This window comes from Alteromonas profundi (assembly GCF_010500865.1).
In the GTDB taxonomy this organism is placed as follows: Bacteria; Pseudomonadota; Gammaproteobacteria; order Enterobacterales; family Alteromonadaceae; genus Alteromonas; species Alteromonas profundi.
Genome location: NZ_JAAAWN010000009.1, coordinates 82,544 through 106,995, shown reverse-complemented (window position 1 = coordinate 106,995; position 24,452 = coordinate 82,544). Strand labels below are relative to the sequence as shown.

Here is a 24,452-nt window from a genome sequence, read left to right as displayed (position 1 = left end):
TTTTGTTTACACACACTCATAACTTAGGATGGTTAAGAATGAAAAAAACCATTGCAGCGTGCATCACAGCAGCATTCGCCGCGAATTATTCAGCTGTGGTAGCAGCAGAAGAGGTATTCATCGCGCCGCTCGTTGAGCAGTCAGTTTTGCTGGACATAGACGCTGATGAATTTGTAGTTATTGTGGGAGAGAGAGGGCACGTTCTAATTTCACAAGATGGCCAGTCATTCAAACAGCTCAAGGTGCCTTCACAGTCAACCCTTACCGCCGCCACCATCAAAGGTGATCATATTTGGGCCGTAGGTCATGATGCAGTTATCTTACATTCGCCTGATAGGGGTGAGACGTGGGAAGTACAAAATTTTCAGCCCGAATTACAACGTCCGTTTTTAGATGTATTATTCTTTGATACTCAGCATGGTATTGCACTTGGTGCCTATGGCTTGTTTTACCGCACTCTCGATGGCGGGAAATCGTGGCAAGCAGAGCGCCATGCTAGTTTGTTAGACCCTTATGATCGCGAATACCTAGAAAGTGTGCGAGAAGAAGACGAAGCCTTTTATCAGCAAGAACTTGAGTCGATATTACCCCATTTAAACCGCGTTACTGCCCACGGCAACACCCTATATATTGCTGGGGAAGCAGGCTTATTAGCTCGTAGTACCGATAGGGGCGAAAGCTGGCAGCGTTTTACCGTGGATTATACGGGTTCATTTTTTGATATTAAGCCACTAGATAGCGACACCGTATTAGCGGTAGGGTTAAGAGGAAATATTTTTGTCACTCGCGATAGTGAAAATTGGGAATATATAAGTACCTGCTCAACCAGCACACTTAATTCAATTTATCTAACCGAGTCAAACAAGATTTATGCTTTAGGAAATAACGGTATGCTTGTGTCGGCAAGCCGTCCGCTACAAACCAGCCAGCATAACCCTTATGCAAATCCCTCGTCATGTACGCCAGCAACGGGCGTAGAAACACGCCAAGTAGAAGATAAAGCGGCATTACTCAATGCAGTATCTTTTAATGGCCAGACCATAGCGGTTTCAGCTAATGGCATTAAAACGCTTAATTTAGAGTAGGGTAGCCACAGTATTATGACCCATTTCATTGAACACTTAGTTTTTGCCAACCGAAAACTGCTTGTGGCAATTTTTGCACTTGCCACACTTTTCCTAGGTTTCCAGGCCTCTCAAATGCGCTTAGACGCAGGTTTTGAGAAAAACATTCCGCTTAATCACGAGTACATGCAAACCTACATTGAGCACCGTAAGGATTTTGGTGGTGCTAATAATATTCTGGTTTCTGTGTGTGATAAAAATGGCAATATTTTTAACACCAACTTCTTTGATACGTTGAAGAATGTTCACGACCAGTTGTTTTTTATCAACGGAGTAAATCGCTCTTTAGTTGTTTCATTATTTTCTCCTTCCACCCGTTTTACAGAAATTGTAGAAGGTGGTTTTGCCGGCGGCCCGGTGATACCCGCAGACTTTAACTCACAAAGTCAAGATGCGTTAGATTTGGTTGCCGCAAATATTGAAAAGGCCAATATTGTTGGTCGCCAAGTAGCAAGCGATTACAGCTGTGCCATGGTAACCGCACAATTGCTTGATATTGACCCACAAACAGGCGAACCCTTAGATACCCTTGCGCTTGCCGGTGAGCTTGAAAAGCAGTTACGCGGTGAGTTTGAAAACGACAATATTTCTATACATGTCATTGGATTCGCCAAAATGATTGGCGACGTTGCTGATGGCGCTAAAGATGTATTGTTATTTTTTGCCATTGCTATCGCAATTACGGCGGTCATGGTGTATTTCTTCTCGCGAAGCATCATGCTCACAGTACTGCCGCTATTGTGCTCGGTTATCGCAGTAGTTTGGCAGCTAGGCCTGCTTACGCTGTTAGGCTTTGGCATGGACCCGATGTCGATACTGGTCCCTTTCTTAGTCTTCGCCATTGGTGTAAGTCACGGCGTACAGATGATCAACGCTGTCGAAAAGCAAGCCGTATCTGGTATAGGTGCAAAACGTGCGGCAATGTCGGCGTTTAGAAGCTTATTAATTCCCGGGGGCGTGGCCTTACTGTCTGATACCGTAGGCTTCATGACATTATTGGTTATCGATATCGGTATTATTCGCGAATTAGCGATTACCGCAAGTATGGGTGTGGCAGTTATCATACTGACTAACCTAGTACTTTTACCGGTACTAATGAGCTTTTTGAAGCTTGATAAGAATTATGTCGATAAATTTGCAGGAAAAGAAGGTTCACATAGCCGGTTTTGGACAGTGATTGCAGCGTGTTCTCGTAAGAAGCCTGCCATCGTTATTTTATTGGTTACAGCGGCGCTGTTTGTGTTTGGACACTTTCAAGCACAAAACATGAAAATAGGGGATCTCCATGCTGGCGCTCCTGCACTACATGAAACTTCTCGCTACAACCAAGATACCTTCCTTATCACTGATAAGTACGAAGTGACGGTAGATTACATTTCTATTTTGGTAGAAACCACACCTGAAGCGTGTACTTCTCACAGCGTGATGAAAGCGATGGATGATTTCCAATGGAAAATGGAAAACGTACCTGGGGTGCAATCGGCAGTGTCATTGGCATCGGTAGCAAAAATTGTGAATGCCGGTTACAACGAAGGTAACGTTAAGTGGCAAGTATTACCACGTAACCAACAAACCCTTGTACAGGCAATCTCTCGCGTACCTACCTCATCAGGTTTGCTTAATGGCGATTGCTCAGTGATGCCGATTATTCTATTTATGGAAGATCACAAAGCTGAAACCATTTCACGGGTGGTAGATGCGGTTAAAGTGTATCGTGACGAGTATGAAACCGACGATATGAAGTTTAGCTTAGCCTCAGGTCCCGTGGGTGTAATGGCAGCCACGAACGAAGCGGTAAAAGCAGCCCAAGATCCTATGATGCTATATGTATTTGGGGCGGTGATTGCACTGTGCTTAATTAGTTTCCGTTCAATTCGCGCTACCTTAGTCGTTGTTATTCCGCTGTATGTAGTATCGGTACTAGCACAAGCGCTGATGACGTACCTACAAATAGGATTGACCGTATCTACTCTACCTGTTATCGCACTGGGTGTGGGTATTGGTGTCGACTATGGTATCTATATTCTTTCTACTAAGAATTCGATGCTAAAACAGGGCGCCACCGTGCAAGAGGCCTATTTAGCCGCCTTGAAAGAGCGGGGAAGTGCGGTGTTATTTACCGGCATTACCTTGGCGATTGGGGTAAGCACGTGGGTATTCTCATCGCTTAAATTCCAGATGGATATGGGAATTCTGCTTACCTTTATGTTCGTTGTGAACATGCTAGGCGCAATAATTGTGCTTCCTGCATTAGCACGGGTACTTTGGTGGAACCGAAACGACCCAGGTGCATAATTATTTTTGCATAGCTAATCACTAAAAAGGGCCGTAAGGCCCTTTTTTATAGGTGTTTTCTGCATACTTATCTATGCTGTTAATAAGACGTTAAAAAGGGGCTTTTATTACCTCTCAGTTTTAGCGAAAATAGCAATGTAACTCAGCACTTACGACACTTATTAAGGTTTATAAATGACAGTCACCACACAGCGACACTCAGTACTGCTAGACAATGTTTTTTCACTTATCGATAAAAAAGTGGATGCGCAGCAGAAGTCACTTGTGCAGCAATTCGGCCGCCTGTTGTATAAAAATATCTCCAGCGATGACCTAGCAAACCGTAACGACAGCGATCTGTACGGTGCCACACTTAGCTTGTGGAATGGTTTGGCCAAATTTGATAACTCCGCACCCTACATCCGCGTATTCGACCCTGAAATTGAAAAACATGGTTGGCACTCTAGCCATACCATTGTAGAAATTATTGTTAGCGATATGCCATTCCTCGTAGACTCAGTACGAATGTCGCTAAATAGGCTGAATATTACTACCCATTTATTTTTGCATAGCCCTATAAACATTAAGCGTAATGATAAAAACCAGGTTGAGAAGTTTGCCGAAGCCGGCGAAACACTAGAGGGCGCGCGTAAAGAAACGGTTATCTTCATCGAGGTGGATCATCAAACATCGAAAAGTGATATCGACACCTTGACGAAAGAATTGCATTCTGTGGTAGATGAAGTTTTGCTAGCCGTTCAAGACTGGCAAGATATGACGGGCAAGTTACATAGTGTAGTAAAGGACGTAAATAAGCTAAATTGGCATCTGTCTAGTGAAGAGAAAAAACAAACAAAAACCTACTTAGAATGGTTAGGCGATCATAACTTTACCATGATGGGGTACAGGTATTACGAAGTGAAGGCTATTGAAGGGGATCATCGTTGGATACCCGATAATGACAGTAGCCTAGGCCTATTGAAAAATTCGGTTCACAACCGTGAACGCTTATTATCTCGATTACCCCCGTCGGCGCGGGAAGAAGCATTAAGCCAAAACCCGCTTATGTTAACGAAAACGAACACCCGTTCACGGGTGCACCGCCCAGCATACATGGACTATGTGGGGGTGAAACAATTCAACAAGGAAGGCCAAGTTATTGGAGAGCACCGTTTCTTAGGCCTTTATTCTGCATCGTTTTACAATATGAGCGTAACCCAGTTGCCTATATTGCGTGAAAAAATTCAGCGCATTTGTGACTTATCAGGGTTTGAGCCTGGCACCCATGCCCATAAGGCCTTTGTGAATATTGTTGAAACCTACCCACGAGATGAATTACTGCAAACCCCAGTAGAAGAACTTGCTCAAATCGTAATGGGCATCTTCCAAATGCAAGAGCGGGGAATATCACGTCTGTTTATCCGTAAAGATGTTTACGGTCGTTTCTTTTCTTGCATGGTATTTGTACCGCGTGAGCGATATAACACCCAGTTACGTAAAGAAACCCAGGCGTTACTACGGGCCTCACTAGGGGCAACCGAAGAAGTGGAATTTACAACCTTCTTTTCAGAATCTGTCTATGCTCGTACCCATTACATTGCACGAGTCGACGACAACAACGCGGAATATGACGTGAAGGAAATTGAGAATAACATTATCGAGCTAACCAAGACATGGAATGACAGGTTAGCTTCGGCTATATGTGCTGCGCATGGTGAAGCGTCGGGTAAAGCATTAGAGCGTAAATATAACAACGCCTTCTCACGCAGTTATATGGAACATAACCTTCCAAGCGCTGCGTTGGTAGATATCGGTAAACTAGAGCAACTTAACGACCAACGTACCTTAGATATGTTGTTCTATCGTCCGCAGGAAGAGCAAGCCGATAGCCAAGTAGTAAAATTAAAACTATTCCACCGCGCTGAACCTATTCATTTATCTGATGTGTTGCCTATGTTGGAAAACTTTGGGTTACGCGTAATCGATGAAAGCCCTTATAAAATCACCTGTGCAGAGGGTGAGAAGAATTGGGTTATGGACTTTACGATGTTGCACAAAAGCGGGCAGCATTTCGATATGGAAAACGCCCAACGTCTGTTTCAAGATGGCTTTGCAAAGGTTTGGTACAACCTGCTTGAAGACGATGCGTTTAACCGTCTTATCTTAGGGGCAAACCTCACCGGGAGAAAGGTAACAATTTTGCGCGCTTACGCAAAATATATGCGCCAAACCGGCAGTTCATTTAGCCATGATTATATTGCTAATACCCTGGCTAATTACCCCGATATTGCACGCTTATTAGTTAGCTATTTCGATGTTCGATTTAACCCGACTAAAAAACGCAGCACGAAGAAAGAAGACGGGCTTTTAGACAATATAAAAGCACAACTTGATAATGTAAGTAACCTTGATGATGACCGAATTATTCGTCGTTATCTAGACATGATGTCTGCTACCTTGCGTACCAACTTTTATCAAGCCGATGAACACGGCAATGAAAAGTCCTATGTGTCGTTTAAAATGGCGCCAGAACTTATTCCCGACATGCCCCTGCCGTTGCCTAAATTCGAGGTGTTCGTGTACAGCCCACGCGTTGAAGGTGTGCATCTACGGGGCGGGAAAGTAGCCCGTGGTGGTTTACGCTGGTCTGCTAGACAAGAAGATTTCCGCACCGAAATCCTCGGTTTGGTAAAAGCACAACAGGTTAAAAACACCGTAATAGTGCCTGTTGGTGCAAAAGGCGGGTTTGTTTGTAAGCGCCTGCCGGTTGGCGAGGGGCGTCAAGCTATCCAAGCCGAAGGGCAAGCATGTTACCGTATCTTTATTACAAGCTTATTGGATATTACCGATAACATCGTTAACGGCGAAATCGTGCCGCCAAAAGATGTGGTGCGTCTTGATGAAGATGATCCATACTTAGTCGTGGCGGCAGACAAAGGTACAGCAACCTTTTCTGATATTGCCAATGGCATTGCCGAAGAATTCGGTTTTTGGTTGGGCGACGCGTTTGCCTCTGGGGGCAGTATTGGTTATGACCACAAGAAAATGGGCATTACTGCACGCGGCGGATGGGAATCAGTAAAACGCCATTTCCGCGAAATTGGCGTCAATTGCCAAAACACCGACTTCACCTGTGTAGGTATTGGTGATATGGCAGGTGATGTGTTCGGTAACGGCATGCTGTTATCGCAGCATACACGGCTTATATGTGCATTTAACCACATGCACATCTTCTTTGATCCTAACCCAGATGCAGCCACAAGTTATGCTGAGCGTAAACGGTTATTCGAGAACCCCCAGCTTACCTGGGAAGACTACGATACATCACTGATTTCTAAAGGTGGTGGTGTGTTTAGCCGTTCAGCGAAATCGATTAAGCTTACACCCGAAATGAAAAAATGGTTGGGCACGCGTCAAATGAGCATGACGCCGAATGAGCTCATTCATAATGTACTTAAAATGCCCGTGGACCTGTTATGGAATGGTGGTATTGGTACGTATATAAAAAGTACCAAAGAATCCCATTCAGATGTAGGGGATCGCGCCAACGACGATTTACGGGTAAACGGTAAAGACGTTCAAGCTAAAATTGTAGGTGAAGGGGGCAACCTAGGCCTTACCCAACTCGGCCGAATTGAATATGCGGCTAGTGGAGGAAGAGTCAACACCGACTTTATTGATAACGTAGGCGGTGTAGATTGCTCAGATAACGAAGTTAATATCAAAATCTTGCTCAATAGCGTCGTTAACGATGGCGAATTAACTATTAAACAGCGCAATAAACTGCTCTACGAGATGACCGACGATGTATCTCGCATTGTGCTAAAAGACTGTTATCGCCAAACCCAGTCTATCTCAATTACCGAGCTAGCTGGCGTAAAGCAGCTAAAAGAACAGTTACGATTTATTCATGGGTTAGAGCGTGAAGGACAATTAAATCGCGAGCTTGAATTTATTCCAAGTGATGATGAAATTTCAGATAGAGTGGCCTCAAACCAAGGGTTAACACGCCCAGAACTTAGCGTGCTGATTGCCTATGGCAAAATGGTACTCAAAGATGCACTAAACATTCCTGAAATTACTGACAACCCGTATCATGGGCGGTTGTTGATAAGCGCCTTCCCAGAAGTACTACGTCAAAAATTTCAAGACCAGATGCAGCAACATCCACTGCGCAGCGAAATTATTGCCACTAAGTTAACGAATAACATGGTTAACGACATGGGGTTAAATTTTGTATTTAGGTTGCAAGAAGAAACAGGCGCAAGCGTTCAGGAAATTGCGGATGCGTACTCAATTGTGCACGGCATTTTCAATATGGAAGATTTATGGTCGAAGATAGAGCAGTTAGACAATACGATTTCGGCGCAATTACAGCTAACTATGCTCGATGAAGCCCGCAGAATAATGCGTCGTTCTGCACGCTGGTATATTCGCCACGGGAACAAAGCCCTATCTATTGAAGAGGCTATTGCAAGTTACAGAGAAACCTTTGAAACTTTGTCTAAAAACTTGCAGGACTATTTAGTCGAATCTGAATATGCACAATTAGAAACACTCACTCGCGAGTATGCAGATCAAAATGTACCGCAGGATATTGCGTATAAAGTAGCAAGCTTCTCGAATATGTTCTCAAGCTTTGACCTTGCCCACGTGGTGGCTGATGACAGTCATGAAACCGATGTTATCGCCCGATTGTACTTCCAACTAGGTTCGCGACTAGAACTTCATTGGTTCTTAGATCAGATTAACAATCAGACCGTAAGTAACCATTGGCAAGCACTCGCACGGGCCTCGTACCGCGAAGAACTCGACTGGCAGCAGCGTTCTATTGCCGCTAACTTATTGCAAGCGAACCCAGATTTGAACGATGCAGATCAAATTCTTAGCGAATGGATAGAGAGCAATCAGGTGCTATTAAAGCGCTGGTATCACATGATGTCAGAGTTTAAAACCAGCGCCACCCACGAATTTGCGAAGTTTTCTGTCGCTTTACGTGAATTGATGCTTTTAAGCGTGAAGTCTAACCATTAGAATACACGCATTCAGCGAGGACCAAGCCCTGTTTATCAGGGCTTTTTTATACCAATTAAGTGATATAAGACGCCCATGCAATCTTTAGTGCAAAAACTTCTGCTTCAATGCGAGCCCGAAAAAAGCCATGATTTCACCATTAACTGGTTGAATAAAACCCAGCATACGCCGCTAAAGTGGATGTATAGCACCAATACGATTTCAAAACCGGTGACGGTAGCGGGGATCACCTTTGCTAACCCTGTAGGTTTGGCCGCGGGGTTAGATAAAAATGGCGACTGTATTGACGCGTTCGCGAATATGGGGTTCGGTTTTGTAGAGATAGGCACAGTGACACCAAAGCCCCAACCTGGTAACCCTAAGCCGCGCTTATTCCGTCTGCCTGAGAAGCAGGCCATCATCAACCGTATGGGCTTTAATAACAAAGGCGTAGACCATCTTGTTGAGCAGGTGAAACAAGCTAAATTTAAAGGCCCAATAGGAATAAATATTGGAAAAAATAAGGATACCGAAGAAGCGAAGGCGTTAGATGACTATCTAATTTGCTTAAACAAGGTGTATCCTTACGCAAGCTACATCACCATCAATATTTCTTCTCCAAATACGCCTGGGCTAAGAAACTTGCAATACGGCGACGCGCTTGATGCCTTGTTGTCAGGATTAAAATCAGCCCAAGAAAAACTAACCCAAACGCACAGTAAGTACGTTCCCTTGTTCATCAAAATAGCCCCCGATTTAAGCGATGAGGAAATTACCAGCATTGCGGCGTCGTTATTGAAAACAAAAATGGACGGTGTCATTGCGACTAACACCACCTTATCACGCGAGTCGGTTGTAGGACTTGAACACGCTGATGAGATGGGCGGCCTAAGCGGGGCTGTACTTACCGATATGAGTTTAAATGTAACGAAAAAATTGGCACAGGCGCTTGATCGCGCCATTCCCATCATAGGGGTAGGTGGCATTGATTCCCCAGAATCAGCGCAGGCACGGCTAAATGCCGGGGCCTCTTTGGTGCAGGTTTATTCTTCGTTTATTTATCAGGGGCCAGACCTCGTTAAACGTATTGTAAAAGCGTTATAATAGCCACTAGCAAACACTATTTTTTGACAAAAACGCGTGTTGGTACAACACGCACTATCAGGTAATTGAATGAATACTATTCTGGTCACAACCAGCCGCGGCTTAGACGAACTTCTAAAGCAAGAAATTTTAACCTTATGCCCTGAGGCGCAAATAAAACAAGCGCCTGGCATGATGCAGTTTGAAGGAACTAAAGCAGACGCTTATCGTCTTTGTCTTTGGTCACGCTTGGCTAACCGTGTGGTCTGGGTACTAGGAACCGGAAAAGCAAACAATGCCGAAGCCCTTTATGAAACCGCTATGGGCATTGATTGGCAACAACATATGGCGTCGCGTCATACGCTATCTGTGCAGTTTATAGGCACGAATTTCGCGCTTAAAAATACCCAGTTTGGGGCGGTAAAAATTAAAGATGCCATTGTTGATCAATTCGTGGAACAGGGGCTGGCACGCCCATCAGTTGAGCGCAAAATGCCAGATTTCCCGGTGTATGCAAGACTTCAACGCGACCATGTAATTATAGGGCTTGATATGGCAGGTGCGAGCTTGCACCAAAGGGCCTATAGGCAGCAAACGGGCGAGGCGCCATTAAAGGAACACATTGCTTGCGCCATGTTAATGCGTAGCGGTTGGACCGAAAATACTCACGCCCCTCTTACCGATATTATGTGTGGCTCGGGTACCATTGCTATTGAAGCTGCCTATATTGCGCGTAATATTGCGCCTGGTATCAAGCGCCAATTTTGGGGCTTTAATAAGTGGCTAGGTCATGAAAGTAGCCTATGGGAGTCTATTGTAGAAGACGCCTTAGGGGCACAAAAAACAGAAACTGGCGCTATATTTGCGGCCGATGCAAGCCGTAAAATGATAAGCATTGCCAAAGAAAATGCAGACTTCGCTGGTGTGTTTAACGACATAAAGTTTAGTGTTCAAGATGCCACTAAATCGTCTCCCCCTGTTGCAACGCCAGGATATGTAGTATCAAACCCGCCTTATGGAGAACGGTTGGGTGAGTTAACCTCCCTTATTCCCTTGTTTAACGACTGGGGCAAGCGCTTTAAAGAAGCATGGAAAGGATGGCATGTTACGTTACTAAGCAGTAACCGCGATCTTCTGCGGGTACTCAAACTTCGCGCTTCAAAAGACTACGCGATGAATAATGGAAAACTTGAATGTCGATTGGTTAATTATTCTTTAGACGATGACAATACGGTTCAATTTAGTGACGACGCCGCTAACCATGAGTTTGCCAACCGCCTTAAGAAAAATTTAAAACGCTTAAAGGGCTGGATTAAGAACGCAGATACGAATTGTTATCGCATCTATGATGCTGATTTGCCTGACTATAATGTGGCCATCGATCGCTATGACGATTGGCTCGTAGTACAAGAATACGCCCCACCTAAAACAGTTTCTGAAGACAAGGCCCGCAAACGCTTGCAAGAAGTATTGCTCTACCTACCCATGGTAACAGGCGCATCGCCAAAACAAATTGCGCTTAAAGTAAGAAGCCAACAAAAAGGCACCAAGCAATACGAAAAATTTAACCAGTCTGGCGATATGATGCAGGTGTATGAGAACGGCGCTCAGTTTTTAGTAAACCTTACTGATTACTTAGATACTGGGTTGTTCCTTGATCACCGCAATACCCGTCAAAAGGTAATGCAAATGGCAAAAGGCAAAGACGTACTTAACCTGTTTGCTTATACCGGCAGCGTGTCGGTATTTGCCGCGAAAGGTGGCGCTAAGTCCGTCACCACTGTTGATATGTCAAATACCTATCTGGATTGGGCGAAAAAGAACGTAGCGCTCAATAAGCTAAGCAACCCCCATGCGTTCATCCAAGCAGACTGTACTACCTGGTTGGCAGACCACAAAGGTAAATACGATTTAATTTTCATTGATCCACCATCGTTTTCAAATTCCAAGCGTATGCAGGGCACATGGGATGTACAACGGGATCATGTGGCTATGCTGACTAACGCACATCGCTGCTTAAATGAAAAGGGTACGGTTATTTTCTCTAATAATAAGCGTGGCTTTAAGTTAGATACCAATGCACTTACCGCGTTAGGCTTTTCCATTGAAAATATCACCAAACAGACTATTCCTGAAGATTTTGCCCGCAAAGGCAATATTCATCAATGCTGGGTATTAACGCTATGAAGTTATACTTTTACACAGGACCACAATGCAGTTTGTGTGACCTCGCTGACGTTGAATTAGCAAAAACGTCCATGTACTCATCACTTGAAATCGAAAAAATTAATATTCGTACTGATGCCGAACTTTATCATCTTTATGGCGCGCGTATTCCCGTGCTCAAACGCGCTGATAATCAATCTGAAATTGGTTGGCCCTTTGACAGCAGTACTTTGGAGGCATTTTTACAGTGAGCATTTTGCAGTTAAAGAACATCACTGTTATATACGGCAATCCCCCTTTACTTGATGGTATTGAGTTGGTTGTTCAACCCAAAGAACGTGTATGTTTGGTTGGCAGAAACGGTAGCGGTAAATCTACATTAATGAAGGTTATTGCCGGGGATATTATTGCCGATGACGGCCAGCGTATTATCGAAAACAATACGGTAATAGCCAGGTTAGAGCAAGATCCGCCGCAAACCACCGACGTTAGTTTATTCGACTATGTGGCAGAAGGGTTAGCGGATATTGGCGAAACGCTAAAGGCATATTTCCACCAAACCCGTTTGGTGGCAGAAGACCCGAGTGAGATAAACTTAAATAAACTTCAAACTTTACAAGAGACGCTGGAAGCCCGTGACGCATGGCAATTTGAACAGCAAATAGAGCAAACGCTTACCATGTTAAAGCTGGAGCCAGAAATATCACTGTCTACTTTATCAGGCGGCTGGCGCCGAAAAGCGGCCTTAGCCCGTGCACTTGTACGACAACCCGATTTGTTGTTGCTTGATGAGCCTACTAACCACTTGGATATCGAAATGATTCGTTGGTTAGAGTCGAGCCTATCTAATTACAATGGCGCCATTGTATTTGTAAGCCACGATAGGGCATTTATTCGCAGTATGGCTACCCGTATTGTAGACCTAGATCGCGGCAGTATTACCAGCTATCCCGGTAATTACGACACTTATCTTGCTAAAAAACAACAGGATTTAGAGGTTGAAGCCGCCCACAATGCGGAATTCGATAAAAAATTAGCGCAAGAAGAAGTTTGGATAAGGCAAGGGATTAAAGCGCGAAGAACACGAAATGAGGGGCGTGTTCGGGCGCTGAAAAAACTACGTGACGAAAGACGTGCTCGCCGAGCTGTACAAGGCAACGCTGTGGTAAGCCAGCACCAAGGCACACGGTCGGGCAAAATGGTATTTGAAGTGAAAGATTTACACTTCGATATTGGGGGTAAAACCATAGTTAAGGATTTATCGCTCAATGTTTTACGTGGCGATAAACTCGCTCTTATAGGGCCTAATGGTAGCGGCAAAAGTACGCTCATTAAGCTGTTGCTAGGTACGTTAAGTCCAGACAAGGGAACGACGAAGCAGGGGACAAACTTAGAAGTCGCCTACTTTGACCAGCACCGCCATGGACTAGACTTAGAACAAACAGTTATTGACGCGGTTGGAGATGGTAAACGGGATTTAGTGGTTAATGGCCACCCGCGCCATGTTATTAGCTACTTACAAGACTATTTATTTTCGCCTGAACGGGTAAATGCCCCCGTGAAATCGTTATCAGGCGGTGAAAAAAACCGCTTGATGCTAGCAAAGTTAATGTTAAAACCTAGTAATGTGTTAGTGCTTGATGAGCCAACTAACGACCTTGATGTCGAAACCTTGGAAATGTTGGAAACCTTGCTAAATGAATATCAGGGTACGGTATTACTGGTAAGCCACGATAGGGAATTTGTTGATAATGTAGCAAACAGCTGCGTGGTATTTGAGGGTGAAGGCAGATTGCGTGAGTTCATTGGTGGTTTCACTGATGTAGAAAACTGGTATAAAGAACAAGACGCACAACGCGAGCGGGTAATTAAAGAAGAAAAAGCTAAGGTAAAGAATGAAACTAATTCTAATGGCAATAGTCCTAGCCATAAGTCTTCTCCCCGTAAGACGAAAAAGTTATCATATAAAGATCAACGAGAACTAGAAACCCTGCCAGCGGATATTGAACAGCTCGAAAGTGATGTTGAAGCGCTGCAGTTGCAGGTGAATGATCCTGAGTTTTTCAAACAGGATAATGAGAGTACTGCAGCAACCTTATCGCTGTTAGCAGATAAAGAAAACGCCCTAGCTCAAAAATACACGCGCTGGGATGAACTAGAAAGTATGCTGGAAGATAATCAGCAGTAAATAGGATTTTAGATGAAACGAACTCAGCTTGCCGCCGCCGTTCTGTTGGCAACAGGAAGTGTTTCGGCTGTAGCCGCAACCTATTCAGTGACGCCTCTTCCGTTGCAGGAAATAAGTAGAAATAATTTTGCCGGTTCTATAGATAATTCGGGCAGAATGCTCGCCACGGTTGAAACCGAATACAATCCACCGATAGACGTAGAGCAACTTGAAGAAGATACCACTTTTTTTACCCTTTATGGCTCGTCTCTTGAAAACGAAGATGATGCACGGGCAGGAGTATTTACCGACGCCGACTACACCTTTATTGTAAGTTACTTACTTAGTAACCAATCAGCATCGGTAGGACAGAAATTAGCGACATACCGCACCTATTTTACCGACACCACTGATTATTCTTTAGTACCTGGGCTTGATGAAATAACAGATAAATTTGATGATTACACCCAATCAGTAGAAGCCATTGGTCACGACAGTGTGAATGGTAACTATGTGGTAGGTGACTCTTCAGGTCTAGTGGTCCTCGATGAATACGAAGATGAAAATGGCGATACCACTAACTACACGTATGCAGAGTCAACACAGCAAGCGTTTATTCAATCATCAAACACAACAAGCATTCTTACGCCTGTCGATGACACCCTTGGTGGTTTCGCATCTGCCAGAGCAGTTAACGCAAACCTCCAAGTTGCGGGTTTTAGCACAGTTAGCTTCCTAGATTCTGTTGATGAGGCGATTGAGCTTTGTGATGATGATGAAACACGGGGCGATATGTCGGTAGAGCGTTGTTACTACAACATCTACAATGGTGGCTTTTCAGTACCGCGTATCTCTAGTTACTTTGTTACCAACAGCACCAACTACATGTCAGGTTTTATTCTTGCATCAGAAGTAAATGCTACGATTTGGCAAGTAGACGTTAATGGTGATGTTATCAGTACCGATACGTTCCCATTGTTGTTTACCCCCGAGGAAGATGATACTTCGCACTATTTCACGTATGCCTACGATATAAACGATCAAGGTATTGCGGTAGGTGAAGGGCTGACCGGAGATACGGTAGTTATCACGCGTCCTAACCAATCGGGTTTAACGGAAAGTGAGCGGGTTGCAACGGTATTTAGAGACGGCGAAACTGAGGAGTTATTACCTCGTGAAGAAAATCTGCTTAGTCAGGCTATTGCAATAAACGACAACAATTGGGTAGCTGGGAGCGTACTTCGCGCCTCAAACGATATTGCCCGCGCCCGTTTATTTGCCTATAACCTAGATACCACAGAACAGGTTTACCCAGATGGTTTCTTTACTACGTCCAGTGTAACGGCAAATGCAATTAACAATAATAATATTATTGTAGGTAAAGCCGATGTAGACGCCACCTCGGATACTATCCGTCAGACCCATGGGTTCATGTATAACATTGATACAGATGAATTTATCGATCTTAATGACCTAACAGCATGTGATAGCGATTACGAAATTCTTGAAGCCATAGATATCAACGACGATGATGAAATTATTGCCAACGCGCGGATCAAGAAGGCGTCTACCTATATCACAGGTGTAGAAGTGATCAACGATGAAGGTGAAACCACCGAAGTTGATTCTATTGTAGCCGTGAAATTAAGCCCAGCAACGGGTGTGGTTGAAAGCTGCGAAGTTGAAGAAGAAGACGAACCTTACGAGCGTTCTGGCGCCTCGAATAGTTACTTCGGCCTGTTACTTTTGGCAGGTGTGGCATTTATACGTCGCAGGTTTAAAAAATAAACCTTAGGTATATTCCGAATACCTAAAGATTAGAAAACAATAAATAGGCCACTTTTTATGTGGCCTTTTTTATTACTAATAGTGGGCAAAAATGAAATATTTATGCATTAAAAGTGTAATATTAAATTTTCTTCTCTCTCATTGACTTATCGCTTGTCAATGCCAATTTATTATTATTTTTCTTGAACCATTTAGTCAATTGCACTATCACAGTAGTGTGCACTTAAATATTTTCCGGCACTATCGACAATATTGATGTAGAGCGCCTGAGAAATTATTTGCTGCACGTCCAACAAAGACAAGAGGCTAATCAATGAAAAGACAAAAAAGAGATAAACTGACACGCGCCCATGCAAAAGGGTATCAGGCAGGAATTAGTGGTCGTTCAAAGGACATATGTCCTTTCCAGCAGAATGACGCGCGATCTCAATGGCTAGGAGGCTGGCGCGAGGCAGTAGAAGACAGGCATATCGGGCTCAGCGTTAAATAACGCATTCTCTTTTAAACGTGATTAAGCAGTAAAAAAAAGCCCCATTTATAAGTGGGGCTTTTCTGAATAAATACCTAAATCACGAGCGTCGTACACGCTTAGAACAAGTTAGAACTTAGACGTGTCTTGAAACAAGCCTACCTTCAAATCTTTCGCAGAGTAAATTTCTCTTCCATCCACCTCAACGATCCCATCAGCCATGCCCATGTATAACTTACGTTTGATAACACGCTTCATGGTGATTTTATAGGTAACCTTTTTAGCGGTAGGTAGTATTTGACCGGTAAATTTAACTTCACCCACACCGAGTGCACGCCCTTTGCCCGGGCCACCGCACCATCCAAGGTAGTAGCCAACAAGCTGCCACATGGCATCAAGGCCTAAACAGCCGGGCATTACAGGGTCGCCTGGAAAGTGACAATCGAAGAACCATAAGTCTGGAGTAATATCTAGCTCAGCAATAATTTCGCCTTTACCGTGTTCGCCTCCATCTTCGGTGATCGATACCACTCTGTCCATCATTAACATGTTAGGCGCAGGTAACTGACTATTGCCTGGCCCAAACATTTCGCCTCGGCTACATGCTAAAAGGTCATCTCTATTAAAACTATTTTTCTTCTCAGACATTCCCAACTCATTATTTTTAAAAATTACCCGTCTAATTTAGCGAACACTTGTACGCTAAACAACTCTGAACAGTTATTTTTCTTATTAAAAGGGCGTGTTAAACTCAAATTTCTAACTTTCGCGTGAAAACTATGACAGAAAAAGCAGCTAAGACTTCAATTAAAGACAAAGCAAAAGCGAACGCAGATAAGCAGCGTAGGTTTCGTGAGCGCCAACGTGAAGCAGGCAAAAAGTTGGTAAGAGGGTATGTATCTCCAGAAGCTAAACTTTGCTACGACGAAATCCGGGAAAAAACTGGATGGAGCGACAGCGAAGCAGTGTCGAATTCTGTGCGATTAATGTACGCCGCCTATAAGTGTGGGCAAATAAAGTTGTTGAATGAATGGCTACGCAAAAACAATCGTTAGAGGTGGCCTAGCAATTAATTTTCTTTTGTCGTTTATACCTATTAGGCGAGCGCGGGGAGTCACTTACGGTTAGCTATAGGGCGCTTGCTTGCTAAAAAGCGCTGATCTAAAACCTTAAATAGTGATAAACGCAGAGCATACCTACAGCAAAAGTACGGCTTAATTATCTGCCAATACACGTCTCGTAATGCGCGTATTAAGTTCTCACCCCAATAAACAAAACATCAGAATGGCTGTTCAACTTGCGCAGTAAGTAGGCAAAAACAGAGATGCGAAACCTACTTAGTTCACGAATAGCTGGATATATTAACAGTGGTTATTTATCATATACACATTGTACAAATACCACCGCTAATTAATGAAGCTATATATTGCAGAAAAGCCTAGTTTGGGTAGGGCCATTGCAGAGGCCTTACCTAAGCCCCATAAAAAACATCAAGGCTATATTGAAACAGGTAATGGCGATGTAGTGACATGGTGCATTGGGCATATTCTTGAACAAGCGGAGCCCGATAACTACAACGAAAAGTACAAAAAATGGCAACTCGATCATTTACCCATCATTCCTGAGCGTTGGCAGCTTAAGCCCAAGACGAAAACCAAAAGCCAACTCACGGTGATTCGAAAGCTGTTAAAACAATGCCACCAAATAGTGCATGCAGGTGACCCGGACAGAGAAGGGCAATTGCTTGTTGATGAAGTGATAAACTTTTTAAATGTTTCCACGCATAAGCGTGAAAACATGCAACGCTTGCTTATCAGCGATTTAAACTTACCTGCGGTTAAACGTTCGCTAACGCAAATACAACCCAACAAACGCTTTGTTCCTCTGTCCGTGTCAGCACTAGCTCGTAGCCGCGCCGACTGGCTATACGGTATTAATTTAACCCGCGCTTACACTATTCAAGGGGGGAAGGTTGGTTATAAGGGCGTACTATCCGTAGGGCGTGTTCAAACCCCTGTATTGGGCTTGGTGGTAAATCGAGATAACGAAATTACGCAATTTTCGGCTAAACCCTTTTACGATGTACTAGCGCATATTGACGCCCCGCAACAACAAACGTTCTGTGCAAAATGGCAACCCAGCGAAGCATGTAAGCCGTACCTAGATGAAGAAGGCCGCGTGCTGTCTAAAAAATTAGCCGAAAATGTGGTAGCTCGAATTACTCAGCAACCAGCCATCATAGATGACATTAAAAAACAGCAGAAAAAGCAAAATGCGCCCTTGCCCTACAACCTGTCATCGCTACAAATTGATGCGGCGAAACAATACGGGATGAACGCTAAGTTAGTGTTAGATGTATGTCAGTCACTGTATGAAAAGCACAAACTTATTACCTACCCGCGTTCTGATTGTCAGTATCTGCCTAACGCGCAATTTAGTATGGCAAAATCCGTGGTAGGTATGTTGGCTAGTGCTCCCATCGCTTATAGCGATGCGGCAAAAAAAGCCGATACGTCGCTTAAGTCAAAGGCATGGAACGATGCTAAAGTTGGTGCACACCACGCCATTATTCCCACACAAAAGTCGCCAGCCAATACCACGTTAAGCCCTGTAGAAAAAAACGTGTATCAGTTAATTGTACGTCAGTACCTTGCGCAATTTTTTCCTGCTTTTATTTATCAACACACCCAAGTTAGCCTAACCATTGCTGGCGGAGCTTTTAAGGCGAGCGCAAACGTAACGGAACAGTTGGGGTGGAAGCAACTATTTGCAAACAATAAAGGGGATAAACAAAAGCCAGAACAGACACAGACGTTGCCCGTGCTTAACAAAACAGACACTTTGTATTGTACTCACGGAGAGTTGCTAGAAAAGCAGACACAACCGCCTAAGCATTTTACCGATGCAACACTACTTGCGGCAATGACAGGGATTAATCGCTTTGTGAAAGACGCTACGCTTAAATCTATTTTAAAAGACACCGATGGCTTAGGCACCGAAGCAACACGAGCAGGTATTATTGAATTGTTATTTAAACGTGGCTTTTTACAGCGGCAAGGAAAGTTAATTATGGCAACACCTGCGGGAAAAGGCTTGATTGAGGCCCTCCCAGATGTGTGCACAACACCGGACATGACAGCTAAGTGGGAAGCAACGTTAAATAACATTGCAGAACAACAAGCAAATTATACTAGCTTTATGCAGCCGCTAGAAAAAACACTCATTGCACTGATTGAGAAAGCCTCAAGCCATGTGCCTGCCTCGCTAAAGGGTATTAAGGCAACAGTAAAGCCTGCCTATAAACAGCGAAAACGAAGAAAAAAGACCGTTGCAAAAAGTTAGCGCCCTTTTTTTTTGCGCCGTGGTGGTTGTCTAAACAGTGCAAGCGATGGTTGCGGTTGTTGCCAACTGACGAGTCATATTGTTCTCGTGTGGCGATATAGGCATACTGGTTACTCAAAATAATATAACGAGGAACGCCCATGAGAGCCGCTACCACCGCTTTTTCTCTGCTAGCAACACTGGCATTAAGCCCTGCCACTATGGCGCAAGAACCCGTGACTATTTCTGCCGAACTCGAACAAAAAGTTATAGAGTGGCGACGGGATTTTCATCAACACCCTGAACTAAGTAATCGTGAGTTTCGCACCTCAAAGGTACTGGCTAAGCACTTAAATGCACTAGGCATGGAGGTTGAAACTGGGGTTGCGCACACCGGCGTTATCGGTGTTTTAGAGGGAGGCCAGCCTGGCCCGGTAATCGCCATGCGAGCAGATATGGATGCGTTACCGGTAGTAGAAAAAGCAGATGTGCCGTTTAAATCTACTGCGGTGTCTGAATACCGCGGCGAAGAAGTAGGCGTGATGCATGCCTGTGGTCATGACTTGCATATGTCTATGTTAATGGGGGCTGCAGAAAAGCTTGCGAGCATGAAAGATCAGCTGAAAGGGACCGTTGTATTTATCTTTCAGCCAGCGGAAGAAGGCGCACCGAAAGGCGAAGATGGTGGCGCTGAGCTAATGCTAGAAGAAGGCTTATTTGCGCGCTATCAACCTGAGGCCGTATTTGGGATCCATGTGTGGTCAGCAGGTACCGCCGGTCATATAGGTTATCGAGAGGGCCCGTTAATGGCATCCTCCGACCGTTTTGAAATAACGGTTAAAGGACAGCAAACCCACGGTTCTAGACCATGGGGTGGCGTCGATCCCATCGTAGCGGCAGGCCAAATTATCAGTAATACACAAGCCATTGTCAGTCGGCGGGTAGATATAACCAAAGCACCAGCGGTGGTAAGCTTTGGTATTGTAGAGGGTGGCATTCGCAACAATATTATTCCTGATGAAGTCTATCTCGAGGGCACTATCCGTAACTTCGATATGGATAACCGTGCGCAAATTTTTGAAAATTTAACCACCACGGCGCAGATGACAGCGAAAGCCACCGGCGCAGAAGCCCATGTACACATTGATGAGGGGTATCCGGTAACCATCAACGATGTAGCACTTACTCGCCAGATGTTGCCCACTATAGAGAAGGTAGCCGGCAAAGATAAGGTGCATGTGAATGAGCTGGTGACAGGCGCAGAAGACTTTTCCTTTTTTGCCTTAGAGGTGCCTGGTTTGTTCGTATTTTTAGGTGTAACGCCTGAAGGACAAGATGCGAAGACGGCGCCTAGCAATCATTCTCCCTATTTTTACGCCGATGAGTCGTCGCTGAAAGTGGGTACCGAGCTGTATGTCAATTGGGCGCTAGACTATAGCCCTCAATAGTCGCCGCGCGCTTTACGTAAAGCGGCTATTTTTGTTTTGTGAGTAAGCGAATAACCGAGAACAAGACGAAAGCCACTGATACGCCGCGAGGGTAGGTTAACTTTTTTGTTTCACCCAACGGCGACTAGGGCTATTGCTTAGGGTATGGCGATTAACAATGCGTTTTGCCTCAGCAAGCACGTCGTCGCGCTCTTTGTAGTCCCAAAGGCGCTTGGCTGTGTCACGTCCATGCCCGGCTATATCTGTAATTGGCGCGACATATACAACAAAAGGGCGGGTAGAAAATGCCTTTTCCCAATTTTTTTGCCATTGTTTACGATGAGGAAGCCCGCGGATGACGCCTCCATAGGAGGCTTCATCAAAACCCACATTATTCACTAAAGCCCAGTGTTTTACTGCCTTGTCACGGTTATGCGTAACCTCAAGGCCAATTTCTTGGTGGCTGCGGATACGCGTAACCCGGTATTTTTCACTAACCAACGCTAGCGCATCCAGTACCTCCATATTTAGCTGCAGCACTCGCACCGAATTGGGTAATTGTTCGTCGATAGCGGTAAGGCTTTGCGACACAAACCCCCAATGGCGACTATCCATATTGGGGTGCTGCAATAAACTGGGCTCCCAACAGTAGAGAAGAATAACTCGCTCGTTTTGTTGAGCGGCCTGATACAAGGGAGCATGATCCCGTAACCGTAAATCACGCTTCAGCCATATTAGGGTTACCGCTTCCTTTGCTAGCTCAACCATCGGCGACAAAACTCACCATCAGGATCATAGGTTTGGGTTTGCTTGGCTAAATTAAACTGGCGATGCCCACGGGGATCGCTACCCACACCGGCAAGATAAAGCCAATTGCCCCAGTTACTCGCTACATCATAGTCGATTAACTGATGCTCAAACCAGGCAGCCCCATAACGCCAGTCTTGCCCTAATTCATGTACCAAGCAACTGGCTACCAGCTGCCGGCCCCGGTTAGACATATAACCCGCTGCGGCGAGCTGACGCATGCACGCATCCACAATAGGGTAGCCGGTTTCACCGTCACACCACTTTTTAAAAGTTTCGCTATTATGCGCCGTATTAGGAGCCTTCCCTTGTATACCGGTAAATTGAAACCATTGACGGCCATATTTTTGCTGTAGCCAAAAGAAGAACTCACGCCACAACAACTCAAAATATATCCAGTAGGTAGAGTCATTTTTCACATGGGTAGCTTCAAACAAAGTAACTTGGCGCATCACTTCTTTCGGCGAAATTGCACCTAATGCCAGCCACGGCGACAGTTTTGTACTATCCCGCCAGTTATCCAATGCGTTTCGGGTTTCTTTATAGGTGGCAGCGCTTTGCCATTCAAATAAATAGCGATGCAAGTGGCTAAGTGCAGCGGTTTCTCCCCCCGTGAAGTCACCTTCACCCTGCGTAGCGCTTACACTCGGCGGGATGTCATAGGTCATAACTTTATCAACTGTTGGCACTAGCGCAGCGGGCAACACAAAGTGGGTAGCGCAGGGGGCACGAGGCGTTAACGCTTTTTCCACTATTCGGCGAAAGGGAGAAAACACATCTGGCATGTCGTCAAGACTAAAGGGCAATTCCGCTTCATCAAATAACGAACAAGACTCATCCCGCACAAAGGTTAGCGATGGATGTAGGCCCTTTAATTCTGTTAGCTGCTTTATTTCGTTGAAGCCACCGTGATGTGTCACACCAAGGTAGCTATAGTGTTCTTCAGTAAGTAGGGTTGAAATTTGCTTTACAGGGTCGCCTTTAAGGATAATAAGTTCATGGCCTCGCTCATGTAAGCTAGTGCGTAGGTCATTAAGGCATTCGTGTAAAAACTGAAGTCGATGTTTTCCTAGCGGTACAAGGCCTAACTGGTTTGGGGTAAGCCAGGTTTCGTCAAGTACATACACCATAGTGATCGCATCAACCTTGTCACACAGGGCGTTCAGCGCGCGTTGGTCATGAAGGCGTAAATCGTGACGAAACCAGAATAAACCTTTCGTTTTGGCTTTTTTCGCATCTAATTCTATTGTGCTAGCGTTCATGGGCTACTCGTATTTATTTTTATTTTGTGCGGATCCGCAACATTGATTTTTGCGTAATATATCCTTTACGTAGACCAATAAAATAAAGACTATTAAAAGGAAGCAATGTGGCCGTTCCAGTAAGCATCATGTGGTTTAGGCAGGATTTACGCGTAAAAGATAACCCTGCACTAAATGCTGCTTGTGATGCAGGTAAAATTGTACCTGTATACATTTACGATACCGATTCACCCCAATCTCGCGAACCTGGCGGTGCGAGCAAATGGTGGTTACATCATTCTCTTCATGCACTTAACGCACGGCTAAACGGCCACCTTCAGGTGTTTAAAGGTAACCCCAAAGAAATTATTCCACGCCTTCTGCAAAGGTTTAAAGCGAACGAAATATACTGGAACCGTTGCTATGAACCTTGGCAAATTAACCGCGACAAAGCGCTTAAAAAAACGCTCCTAGAGGCCAACATTAAACCCTATAGCTATAATGGTTCGCTACTATGGGAGCCTATGCAGATACTGAAAAAGGACGATACACCTTATCGGGTATTTACACCTTATCGGGTATTTACCCCTTATTATCGAAATGGGTGTTTAAATGCGTCCGAGCCTCGCTACCCAAAAGCGCCGCCAGCACGTATTACCTATGGCGATGTAGCTAATGAGGGGATGAAAATAGACGACTTAGCATTGTTACCAGAGCTTTCTTGGGCCAGTGGGTTCAGTGAACAATTTCACCCGGGTGAGGAAGGCGCGGCTGACAAACTCGCCGACTTTATAGATAGCCGAGCTCGCCAGTATAAGTCTAATCGTGATATACCCTCGCTAGAAGGCACGTCTAGACTGTCACCTCATCTGCATTTTGGCGAAATATCGCCAAATCAAATTTGGTACGCGATAAAAGAAAGGTTTGGCGATAGTGAAGATAAAAGCATAGAAACCTATTTAAGCGAACTGGGTTGGCGGGAATTTAGCTATTACCTACTTTTTCATTTTCCTACTTTGCCCAAAAAGAACTTTAATCCTAAGTTTGACAAATTTCCGTGGCGCAAAGATACCGCAGCATTACACGCGTGGCAAAAAGGCCAAACGGGCATTCCTATTGTTGATGCTGGGATGCGTGAACTCTGGCAAACCGGGTACATGCATAACCGCGTCCGTATGATTGTGGGGTCATTTTTAGTTAAAAATTTACTGCTTAGTTGGCATGAAGGAGAGCGCTGGTTTTGGGATTGTTTACTCGATGCAGACCTTGCCAGCAACAGCGCTAGTTGGCAGTGGATCGCGGGAACCGGTGCGGATGCTGCGCCTTACTTTCGTATATTCAACCCCGTACTACAGGGTGAAAAGTTCGACAAACAAGGAAAGTATGTACGCCAATATTGCCCTGAACTCAATGCACTCCCTGATAAATATATTCATAAGCCATGGGAGACGCCTCCAGTTATAGCCAAGGATGCTGGCTTTGTACCTGGCGAAACATACCCCAACCCTGTGGTTGATTTAAAAGCTTCTCGAGCCCGCGCCCTTGACGCCTTTCAACAAACAAAGGAATAGG

16 protein-coding genes are annotated in these 24,452 nt (G+C 44.7%); 13 read left to right on the top strand and 3 right to left on the bottom strand.

Features of this window, described 5'->3' with window-relative positions:
- The first annotated feature begins 38 nt into the window (after nt 1–38).
- From GTH32_RS08780 to rmf, 9 genes are all read left to right on the top strand, one after another.
- Nucleotides 39–1,085: a WD40/YVTN/BNR-like repeat-containing protein gene (locus GTH32_RS08780; RefSeq protein WP_163084859.1), complete on the top strand. Its 1,047-nt coding sequence runs from the start codon at nt 39–41 to the stop codon at nt 1,083–1,085.
- A gap of 15 nt (nt 1,086–1,100) precedes the next feature.
- A complete protein-coding gene (locus tag GTH32_RS08775; protein WP_163084858.1) occupies nt 1,101–3,419 on the top strand; it encodes an efflux RND transporter permease subunit in 2,319 nt (772 codons plus the stop codon).
- A 174-nt stretch (nt 3,420–3,593) separates the two neighbouring features.
- Entirely contained in the window at nt 3,594–8,432 is a 4,839-nt protein-coding gene (locus tag GTH32_RS08770) for an NAD-glutamate dehydrogenase (RefSeq protein ID WP_163084857.1), read from the top strand.
- Nucleotides 8,433–8,507: 75 nt separating this feature from the next.
- Nucleotides 8,508–9,515: a quinone-dependent dihydroorotate dehydrogenase gene (gene pyrD, locus GTH32_RS08765; protein WP_163084856.1), complete on the top strand. Its 1,008-nt coding sequence runs from the start codon at nt 8,508–8,510 to the stop codon at nt 9,513–9,515.
- Between the two features lie 69 nt (nt 9,516–9,584).
- Nucleotides 9,585–11,681: a bifunctional 23S rRNA (guanine(2069)-N(7))-methyltransferase RlmK/23S rRNA (guanine(2445)-N(2))-methyltransferase RlmL gene (gene rlmKL, locus GTH32_RS08760; protein ID WP_163084855.1), complete on the top strand. Its 2,097-nt coding sequence runs from the start codon at nt 9,585–9,587 to the stop codon at nt 11,679–11,681.
- Complete coding sequence (locus GTH32_RS08755) at nt 11,678–11,911, top strand: glutaredoxin family protein (RefSeq protein ID WP_163084854.1); 234 nt, start codon at nt 11,678–11,680, stop codon at nt 11,909–11,911. Before rlmKL ends, GTH32_RS08755 begins: the two co-directional genes overlap by 4 nt.
- Nucleotides 11,908–13,848 (top strand): ATP-binding cassette ATPase Uup, encoded by a 1,941-nt coding sequence (uup, locus tag GTH32_RS08750; RefSeq protein ID WP_163084853.1) that lies wholly within the window; start codon nt 11,908–11,910, stop codon nt 13,846–13,848. The genes GTH32_RS08755 and uup overlap by 4 nt, the downstream gene beginning before the upstream one ends.
- 12 nt (nt 13,849–13,860) lie before the next feature.
- Complete coding sequence (locus GTH32_RS08745) at nt 13,861–15,615, top strand: DUF3466 family protein (RefSeq protein WP_163084852.1); 1,755 nt, start codon at nt 13,861–13,863, stop codon at nt 15,613–15,615.
- A 313-nt stretch (nt 15,616–15,928) separates the two neighbouring features.
- Nucleotides 15,929–16,105, top strand: coding sequence for a ribosome modulation factor (gene rmf, locus GTH32_RS08740; protein WP_163084851.1), 177 nt, complete (start codon nt 15,929–15,931; stop codon nt 16,103–16,105).
- 108 nt (nt 16,106–16,213) lie between these two features.
- Here rmf and fabA read toward each other — a convergent pair whose 3' ends face one another.
- Nucleotides 16,214–16,732, bottom strand: a complete 519-nt coding sequence (gene fabA, locus GTH32_RS08735; protein ID WP_163084850.1) for a bifunctional 3-hydroxydecanoyl-ACP dehydratase/trans-2-decenoyl-ACP isomerase — start codon at nt 16,730–16,732, stop codon at nt 16,214–16,216.
- 131 nt (nt 16,733–16,863) lie between these two features.
- On the opposite strand from fabA, the gene GTH32_RS08730 reads away from it, so the two are divergent.
- The 3 genes from GTH32_RS08730 (at nt 16,864) to GTH32_RS08720 (ending at nt 20,853) form a co-directional block, all read left to right on the top strand.
- The gene (locus GTH32_RS08730) at nt 16,864–17,139 is read left to right on the top strand and encodes a hypothetical protein (protein WP_163084849.1); all 276 of its coding nucleotides are present in this window, start codon (nt 16,864–16,866) and stop codon (nt 17,137–17,139) included.
- Nucleotides 17,140–17,497: 358 nt separating this feature from the next.
- The gene (locus GTH32_RS08725) at nt 17,498–19,426 is read left to right on the top strand and encodes a DNA topoisomerase III (RefSeq protein WP_163084848.1); all 1,929 of its coding nucleotides are present in this window, start codon (nt 17,498–17,500) and stop codon (nt 19,424–19,426) included.
- Nucleotides 19,427–19,626: 200 nt separating this feature from the next.
- Nucleotides 19,627–20,853: an amidohydrolase gene (locus tag GTH32_RS08720; protein WP_246223200.1), complete on the top strand. Its 1,227-nt coding sequence runs from the start codon at nt 19,627–19,629 to the stop codon at nt 20,851–20,853.
- 96 nt (nt 20,854–20,949) lie between these two features.
- Here the strand turns inward: GTH32_RS08720 and GTH32_RS08715 are convergent, their stop codons facing one another.
- Both GTH32_RS08715 and GTH32_RS08710 read right to left on the bottom strand, forming a co-directional pair.
- Entirely contained in the window at nt 20,950–21,600 is a 651-nt protein-coding gene (locus GTH32_RS08715) for a deoxyribodipyrimidine photo-lyase (RefSeq protein ID WP_246223199.1), read from the bottom strand.
- Nucleotides 21,588–22,901, bottom strand: a complete 1,314-nt coding sequence (locus GTH32_RS08710) for a DASH family cryptochrome (RefSeq protein WP_163084845.1) — start codon at nt 22,899–22,901, stop codon at nt 21,588–21,590. The genes GTH32_RS08715 and GTH32_RS08710 overlap by 13 nt, the downstream gene beginning before the upstream one ends.
- 107 nt (nt 22,902–23,008) lie before the next feature.
- On the opposite strand from GTH32_RS08710, the gene GTH32_RS08705 reads away from it, so the two are divergent.
- Nucleotides 23,009–24,451 (top strand): FAD-binding domain-containing protein, encoded by a 1,443-nt coding sequence (locus GTH32_RS08705; RefSeq protein ID WP_163084844.1) that lies wholly within the window; start codon nt 23,009–23,011, stop codon nt 24,449–24,451.
- Nucleotide 24,452: the final 1 nt, after the last annotated feature.